The 8,004-nt window shown below is 74.0% G+C and carries 6 protein-coding genes; 4 read left to right on the forward strand and 2 right to left on the reverse strand.

What is annotated here, in order from left to right; translation table 11 throughout:
• Nucleotides 1-63: 63 nt before the first annotated feature.
• Complete coding sequence (locus tag ACFU7Z_RS31580) at nt 64-1,083, reverse strand: mechanosensitive ion channel family protein (RefSeq protein WP_049649534.1); 1,020 nt, start codon at nt 1,081-1,083, stop codon at nt 64-66.
• Between the two features lie 134 nt (nt 1,084-1,217).
• Between ACFU7Z_RS31580 and ACFU7Z_RS31585 the strand changes: the two genes are divergently transcribed.
• The 3 genes from ACFU7Z_RS31585 (at nt 1,218) to ACFU7Z_RS31595 (ending at nt 5,603) form a co-directional block, all read left to right on the forward strand.
• Nucleotides 1,218-3,992, forward strand: coding sequence for an alpha/beta fold hydrolase (locus tag ACFU7Z_RS31585; protein WP_380781250.1), 2,775 nt, complete (start codon nt 1,218-1,220; stop codon nt 3,990-3,992).
• Nucleotides 3,993-4,039: 47 nt separating this feature from the next.
• Nucleotides 4,040-4,879, forward strand: coding sequence for an ABC transporter permease (locus tag ACFU7Z_RS31590; RefSeq protein ID WP_049649556.1), 840 nt, complete (start codon nt 4,040-4,042; stop codon nt 4,877-4,879).
• A gap of 145 nt (nt 4,880-5,024) precedes the next feature.
• Nucleotides 5,025-5,603 (forward strand): dienelactone hydrolase family protein, encoded by a 579-nt coding sequence (locus ACFU7Z_RS31595; protein WP_380781252.1) that lies wholly within the window; start codon nt 5,025-5,027, stop codon nt 5,601-5,603.
• An 82-nt stretch (nt 5,604-5,685) separates the two neighbouring features.
• On the opposite strand, the gene ACFU7Z_RS31600 is transcribed toward ACFU7Z_RS31595, so the two are convergent.
• The gene (locus tag ACFU7Z_RS31600; RefSeq protein ID WP_049649537.1) at nt 5,686-6,465 is read right to left on the reverse strand and encodes a VOC family protein; all 780 of its coding nucleotides are present in this window, start codon (nt 6,463-6,465) and stop codon (nt 5,686-5,688) included.
• A gap of 311 nt (nt 6,466-6,776) precedes the next feature.
• Here ACFU7Z_RS31600 and ACFU7Z_RS31605 point away from each other — a divergent pair, with 311 nt between their 5' ends.
• Nucleotides 6,777-7,946 carry an amidohydrolase family protein gene (locus ACFU7Z_RS31605; RefSeq protein ID WP_063780040.1) on the forward strand — a complete coding sequence of 390 codons (1,170 nt, stop codon included), beginning with the start codon at nt 6,777-6,779 and terminating at the stop codon, nt 7,944-7,946.
• The last annotated feature ends 58 nt before the right edge of the window (nt 7,947-8,004 follow it).

Genomic DNA, 8,004 nt, shown 5'->3' on the forward strand with positions numbered 1-8,004 from the left:
GCCCCTGTCCGGGGCGCGGGGAACTCCGCTTTTCGGGGCTTCGCCGGCGGGGCCGGGCGCCGGTCAGGTGTCGGTGGTGCGGAGGCGGGGGAGCGCGTGGGGGTGCTCGTCGCGCAGGTGGGCGATGAGCTGCTCGCGGATGTCGAAGCGGAGCCGGGCGGCGTCGTCGGGGGTGCGGGCGGTCATGGTGGCGCGGACGACGATGGTGCTGGGGGTGGTGTCGGTGACGTCGAGGGCCCACTCGCCGCCGTCCCAGAGCGGGTGCCGGTCGAGGCGGGCGCGCAGGGTGGTGCGCAGCTCGTCCACCCGGGTGGTGTGGTCGAGGTGGAGCAGGACGGCGGCGAGCAGGCCGGGGTCGCGGCGGGTCCAGTTCTCGAAGGGCTTGTTGACGAAGTACGAGACCGGGACGATCAGCCGGCGGTAGTCCCAGAGCCGGACGACCAGGTAGCTGAGGGTGATCTCCTCGACGGTGCCCTGCTGGCCGTCCACCACGACGGTGTCGCCGATCCGGACGGTGTCGCCGAAGGCGATCTGGAGGCCGGCGAAGAAGTTGCCCAGGGTGCTCTGGGCGGCGATGCCGGCCACGATGCCGATGATGCCCGCCGAGGCGAGCAGGCTGGCGCCGATGGTGCGCATGGCGGAGAAGGTCAGCAGCATCACGGCCACCGTGACCACGACGATCAGCGCGTCGGCCGCCCGGCGCAGCATGCTGATCTGGGTGCGCACCCGCTGGACCCGGGCCGGGTCGTCGACGCGGCTCTCGTACCGGCTGAGCAGGGCCTCCAGGACGGCGGCCACCACGCGGACGGTGAGCCAGCCCAGCGAGGCGAGCAGGAGCAGCAGGAGCAGGTGCTGGGCGCCGTCGTCGTGCTTCAGGTGGAAGATCCGCTGGAGCGGCTTGGCGGCGAGCAGCAGGGCCGACACGACGGCGAGCTGGAGCGGGATCCGGCAGCGGCGCAGGAGCGGCCAGACCGGTGCCGACGGTTGGCGGGCGGCGATCCGCTGGAGGGCCTGGTCGACGATCCAGCCGATCGCCAGGGTGGCGGCGACGGTGGCGAGCAGCGAGAGCAGCGGCCGGAGCATGCGCCGTACGATACCCGGGCACAGTGGGGCGAAGCGGACGTAACGGGTGCGGGGCTCGGGTGACACCCCGGGCGGTGCTTCCAGGGGGTGCCTTTATCGGACGCCTACCCGGACGGCGGATACGATCAGCGGCCATGGAGTTCGGTGGGGCATGGCGTCGCTGGCGCGCCCGGGGAACAACGGTCAGACACAGGCTGCTGGCCGGGGCGGTGGCCCTGGCGGCCGTGGCCGCGGCCGGCACCGCGACGGTGGCGTCCGGCGGTGAGCAGGCGGTCCGTCAGGAGGACCGTTTCCTCAGCATGCCGGAGACACCCGGCAGCGCCCAGCAGGTCCAGCTGGACACCTCCTTCTTCACCACCGGCGGCGGTCCGCGCCCGGCGGTGCTGCTCGCCCACGGCTTCGGCGGCTCCAAGGAGGGCGAGCGGCAGCGCGCCGAGCAGCTGGCCCGGCAGGGGTACGCGGTGCTGACCTGGTCGGCGCGCGGCTTCGGGCACTCGGGCGGGAAGATCGGCCTGAACGCGCCCGACCGCGAGGTCGAGGACGTCAAGCACCTGGTGGACTGGCTGGCCCAGCGGCCCGAGGTGCAGCTGGACGGGCCCGGCGACCCGAAGGTCGGCATCACCGGCGCCTCGTACGGCGGGGCGGTCTCGCTGCTGGCCTCCGCGTACGACCACCGGATCGACGCCGTGGCCACCCAGATCACCTGGTGGAACCTGGCCGACGCGCTGTTCCCGCAGGGCGTGCAGGGCTCGGGCGCGGCGGACGGCGTGTTCAAGAAGCTGTGGGCCGGGATCTTCTTCACCACCGGCTCGGCCGGGGACCTCGGGCCCTCCGGGGAGGCGCCGCGGGAGAGCGGCGGCCCCGGGCCGAAGGCGGACGGGCCGGTCGGCTGCGGGCGGTTCCTGGAGTCGCTCTGCCAGATGTACGACCGGGTCGCCACCGCCGGGCACGCCGACCCGGAGGCCGTCGCGCTGCTGGACCGCTCCAGCCCGTCCTCGGTGGCGGCGCAGCTCAAGGCGCCGACGCTGGTGGTGCAGGGGCAGCAGGACTCGCTGTTCCCGCTGGACCAGGGCGACCGGATCGCCAAGGCGGTGGCCGCCAACGGCGCACCCGTGGCGGTCGACTGGTTCGCCGGCGGCCACGACGGCGGGACGGACACCAGCGCCCGGGTCGACGACCGGGTCACCGCCTGGTTCGACCACTACCTGAAGGGCCGCGGCAACGACACCGGCGCCGACTTCCGGGTCACCCGCACCGGCGGGGTCGACTCGACCGGCTTCCAGGCCGTGCTGCGCGGGGCCACCGCCGACCGGTACCCGGGCCTGGGCGGGACCGGCTCGCGGACCGTCGAACTGGCCGGCGGCGAGCAGACCCTCGCCAACCCGCCCGGCGGCGCGCCGCCCGGCATCTCGACACTGCCCGGCGTCGGCGCGCTCAGCCAGGCCGCCTCGCTGGGCGCCGGGCTCTCCCTGGACTTCCCCGGGCAGAACGCCGCCTTCGACTCGGCGCCGCTGGACTCGCCGCTGCACCTGACCGGACAGCCGACCGTCCCGGTGCGGGTGACGGCCGACCGGCCGGACGCGGTGCTGTTCGCGAAGCTGTACGACGTCGGCCCGGACGGCAAGGCGGTGCTGCCGCAGCAGCTGGCCGCCCCGCTGCGGGTCACCGGCGCGGACGCCGGGCAGACCGTCACGGTGGCGCTGCCGACCGTGGACCACACCTTCCCGGCCGGGCACCGGGTGCGGCTGGTGCTGGCGAGCACCGACCTCGCGTACGCCTCGCCGGTCGAGCCGGCCACCTACCGGGTGGCGCCGGCCGGGGCGCTCACCGTGCCCACCGTCGAGGAGCTGGTCACCGAGGCGGCGCCACTGCCCGCGCGGACCTGGCTGCTGCCGGTGATCGCCGTCCTGGCGGCCGCGGCTCTGCTGCTGGCACCGCGGCTGCGGCGCCGGCGGGCCGCCGCCGGGCCCGGCTTCGACCCGGAGCTGGCCGCCGTGCCGCTGCTGATCAGCGGGCTGAGCAAGCGCTACAAGGGCGCCCAGGACCGCTACGCCGTACGGGAGCTGGGCTTCCGGGTGGAGCAGGGGCAGGTGCTCGGACTGCTCGGGCCGAACGGCGCCGGCAAGACCACCACGCTGCGGATGCTGATGGGACTGATCCGGCCGGACGCCGGGGAGATCAGGATCTTCGGGCACCTGGTGCGGCCCGGCGCGCCGGTGCTGTCGCGGGTCGGGGCGTTCGTGGAGGGAGCGGGCTTCCTCCCGCACCTCACCGGGCGGGCCAACCTGCGGCTGTACTGGCAGGCGACCGGACGGCCGGAGGCCGACGCGCGCTTCGACGAGGCGCTGGCCATCGCCGGGCTCGGCGAGGCGCTGGACCGTGCGGTGCGGACGTACTCGCAGGGCATGCGGCAGCGGCTGGCGATCGCGCAGGCGATGCTCGGGATGCCGGACCTGCTGATCCTGGACGAGCCGACCAACGGGCTGGACCCGCCGCAGATCCGGGAGATGCGCGAGGTGATGATCCGGTACGCGGCCGGCGGGCGGACCGTGATCGTGTCGAGCCACCTGCTGTCCGAGGTCGAGCAGAGCTGCACGGACCTGGTGGTGATGGACCGCGGGCGGCTGGTCACGGCCGGCCCGGTCGCGGACATCGTGGGCGCCGGCGAGCTGCTGATGATCGGCATCGCCGACCCGTACGACCCGGCCTCGGTGGCCGACAAGGTGGCCGCGCTGGCCGGGGTCGGCTCGGCGGAGGCCGTCGAGGGCGGACTGCTGGTGCGGCTGGACGGACTGGCGGCCAGCGCGCTGCTGGCCGAACTGGTGCGGCTGGAGGTGCCGGTGGAGAGCGCCGGGCCGCAGCGGCGGCTGGAGGACGCGTTCCTGTCGTTGATCGGAGGTGGAGCGTGAGTGCCGTGACGAAGGACCACACGGAGCCGGAGGGCCGGGTCGGGTCGATGGACCACGCCGAGGGGTACCGGGCGGGCCGGACGCTGCCGCTGCGGGTGGAGGCGGTGCGGCAGCTGCGCCGGCGCCGCACGATGGTGATCGGCGGGGTGCTGGCCGCCATGCCGTTCGTCATCCTGGCCGCGTTCCAGCTCGGCGGCACCCCGGGCCGGCCGGACCGGACCACCTTCATCGAGCTGGCCACCGCCTCGGGGGCCAACTTCGCCGTCACCATGCTGTTCGTCGGCACCGGCTTCATGCTGGTCATCCCGGTCGCGCTGTTCTGCGGGGACACCGTCGCCTCCGAGGCCAGCTGGTCCTCGCTGCGCTACCTGCTGGCCGCGCCGGTGCCCCGGGCCCGGCTGCTGGCCCGCAAGTTCGCCGTCGGGCTGGGGTTCTCGGCGGTGGCGGTGGTGATGCTGCCCGCGATCGGGCTGGTCGTCGGCACCGCGGCGTACGGCTGGGGGGACCTCAAGCTGCCCGCCGGGGTCAGCCTGCCGGCCGGGCAGGCGCTGCCCAGGATCGCCATCGCGGTGGCCTTCGTGTTCCTCAGCGAGATCGTGATCGCGGCGCTGGCGTTCTGGCTCTCCACGGCGACGGACGCGCCGCTGGGCGCCGTCGGCGGCGCGGTGTTCGCCTCGATCATCACCGGGGTGCTGGACGCCGTCACCGCGCTCGGCGACCTGCGGGAGTGGCTGCCGGCGCACTGGCAGTACTCCTGGGCGGACGCCCTGCAGCCGCAGCTGGAGTGGGGCGGCATGGTGCAGGGCGTCTCGCTGTCGCTCTCGTACGCGGTGGTGCTGCTGGCGCTGGCGTTCCGGGGGTTCGCGCGCAAGGACGTGGTGTCGTAGCCGGGCGTGGGGCTGGGGCCGGAGACGGGGCGGATGTGGGGCCGGAGGCGGGGCGGACGTGGGGCCGGAGGCGGGGGCGCGGGGTTCGGCGGGGGATGCGGGATCATGGGTGGGTAGCTGACCTCCCTGGTGAAGGACCCGAACCGTGGCCCAGATCGTCCTCTTCCACTCCGCCTACGGGCTGCGCCCCGCCGTGCACGCCGCCGCCGAGCGGCTGCGCGCCGCCGGGCACGCCGTGCACACGCCGGACCTGTTCGACGGGCGGACCTTCGAGTCCGTCGAGGAGGCGCAGGAGTTCCAGGAGGAGCTCGGCGGCCGCGACGAGCTGCTGCGCCGGGCGGTGACGGCGGCCGCGCCGGTGTCCGAGGGAGGGCTGGTGTACGCCGGCTTCTCGCTCGGCGGCGCGGTGGCGCAGAACCTGGCGCTGGCCGACGAGAAGGCGCGCGGGCTGCTGCTCCTGCACGGCACCTCGGACCTGCGGGAGGACGCGGTCACCGAGATCCCGGTGCAGCTGCACATCGCGGAGCCGGACCCGTTCGAGCCGGAGGACTGGCTGAACGCCTGGTACCTGCGGATGCGCCGGGCCGGGGCGGAGGTGGAGGTGCACCGCTACCGGGGCGCCGGGCACCTGTTCACCGACCCGTCGCTGCCGGACTACGACGAGGACGCGGCCGAGCGGGCCTGGGCGGCCTCGCTGGACTTCCTCGCGGAGCTGGACGGCTGACGACTGACGGCCGACGGAGGGTGGGAGCACGGAACCGCCCGCCCGGACGGGATCCGGGCGGGCGGGGCGGAGACGGGCGGCGTCAGGCCGGCGTGGGCTTGATCATGGCGAAGGGGGCGCCCTGAGGGTCGGCGACGACGGTCATCCGGCCGGCCATCATGTCGAAGGGCGGGGCGAGGACGGTGCCGTTGCGCTTGACCAGGGCGTCCACGGTGGAGTCGACGTCGTCGACCGCGAAGTAGGTCAGCCAGTGGGCCGGGGTGCCGGGCGGGTCGTTGGCGAGCAGGGTGGCGCCGCCCACCGCCTTGCCGCCGACCTGCAGCACCCAGTACGAGTCCACGCCCGGCATCGGCTCGATCTCGATGCCGAACGCCTCGCCGTAGAAGCCGGTGGCGGCCGGGATGTCGCTGGTGTGCAGTTCGTTCCAGGTCAGCGCGCCGGGCTCGTTGACGACCTGGGCGCCGAAGAACTCGCCCGGCTGCCAGACGCCGAACACCGCGCCCTGCGGGTCGGCGGCGATCAGCATCCGGCCCAGGTCGCCGACGTCCATGACCGGGACGAGCAGGGTGCCGCCGGCGGCGACGATCGCGTCCTGGGTGGCCTGGGCGTCGGTGCTGGCGAGGTAGCTGGTCCAGACGGTGGGCGGCTCCGGCATCCCCTCGGGGGCCGACGCCGGGCCGATGCCGGCCGCGGCCTTGCCGTCGAGCGTGCAGACGGCGTAGCCGCCGAACTCGGCCGGGCCGGCCTGCCCCTGCCAGCCGAGGAGGTCGCGGTAGAAGTCCAGTGCGGCCTGCTGGTCCTTGGCCATCAGGTCGACCCAACACGGGGTGCCGGTCGCGTACGGGGTGGTGACTTCGGGCATGATCGCCCTTTCTGGTGAGGGGTCCCTGCCGGTCACCATCTCCTCGTGCACCGTGCTTCGCCACTCGAGACACCGCCCCGGCCGCCGGCTCGGTCGAGGCCCCGGGCGAGGGCGGGGGTGAGGGCCCGGCCGGCGGCCCGGGCGGGGTCGACCCCGATGGCCGTACCGGTGCGCCCGTTCGAGCGGCGGTCGGGTCGACACCGTGTGCGGCGGCACCGGCCGATGGTTCGAGCACTGACGCTTCTGTGTGGCACCACCAGCCCCTGTGCCGGCGCCTCGGGCGCCGGCCGCTCGCCACCGGAGGCAACCCCTTGAGAAAGAGCCACTGGACCAGTCGACGGTTCACCGCCGCTGTCGTCGGCGCGACCGCGACGGCGGTCGTCCTCTCCCCGGCCGGGGCCGGAGAGGCCTTCGCGGCCCGGGCCTGCTTCGAGCGGTCCGTCGAGCCGTACACCTCGGTGGTCGACAGCCACCTGCACTTCCGGCCCTTCGGCGGACCGGCGATCCCCTTCGAGGAGATGACCGACTACCTGCGCAAGAGCGGGGTCCGCTACGCGAACATGTTCGGCATCGGGCAGGTGCTGCCCGCCGACTCCGACTGCGTGTACTACCTCGACTGTCCCGGCACGCCCGTACGGCCGAGGATGCGCAACGATTTCGCCAACGCCGAGAGCCTGCGCGAGTTCCGGCCGACCGACCCGGACCTCACGCTCTCCATGACGTTCATGGACCTGCACCACCCCGAGACCGTCCCGCCCGGGATCGAGCTGCTGGACCGCGAGTACCCGGGGATGTTCCGCTGGGCCGGCGAGGTCAACGTCGTCAAGCAGGCGCTGTTCCCGAACCTCGCCGAGCCGGCCACCAGCGAGGACATCCCGAACTGGGCGCCGTTCATGAAGGTGTTCCGCGAGCGGGGGCTCCCCGTCACCTTCCACTCCGACCTCGGCAACGACGTCGAGCCGACGAAGTACCTGCACCTGATGGAGGAGATCCTCGCGCAGTACCCCGACAACAAGATCGTCTGGGCGCACATGGGCCTCTCGAAGGAGCTCTCCCACATGGACCCGGACGAGCACATCCGCATCCTGGAGCGGCTGCTCGACCAGCACCCCAACCTGACCGTGGACCTGAGCTGGCGGGTGCTGGAGGACCAGTACTTCAGCCTGCCCGGCGTACGGCAGAAGTACGCGTCCTTCCTCGACCGCCACCCGACCCGGGCGATCACGGGGACGGACTTCGTGGCGGCGCGGAACAAGGACTACGCGGTGTACGAGCAGGAGTTGGAAGTCACCAGCCGGATCAACCGCGCGCTCGGGGACGAGGCCTTCCGGGACATCGCGCTCGGCCAGAACTACTTCCGGCTGCTGGGCCTGAAGGCCAAGGCGCCCAAGGTCTGCCCGTCCGGCGCCAAGCCGGTCGGCAAGGACGCGACGTACCCGAGCCCGCCCGGGCAGCCCGCCGGCGTGGCCGACGAGGACTGAGCAACTCGCGGACGGCGGTCGGCCGTTGACGTGGCCCCTCGCGCCGGTGGGCGCGAGG

The sequence above is a fragment of the Kitasatospora sp. NPDC057518 genome (genome assembly GCF_042802075.1).
In the GTDB taxonomy this organism is placed as follows: Bacteria; Actinomycetota; Actinomycetes; order Streptomycetales; family Streptomycetaceae; genus Kitasatospora.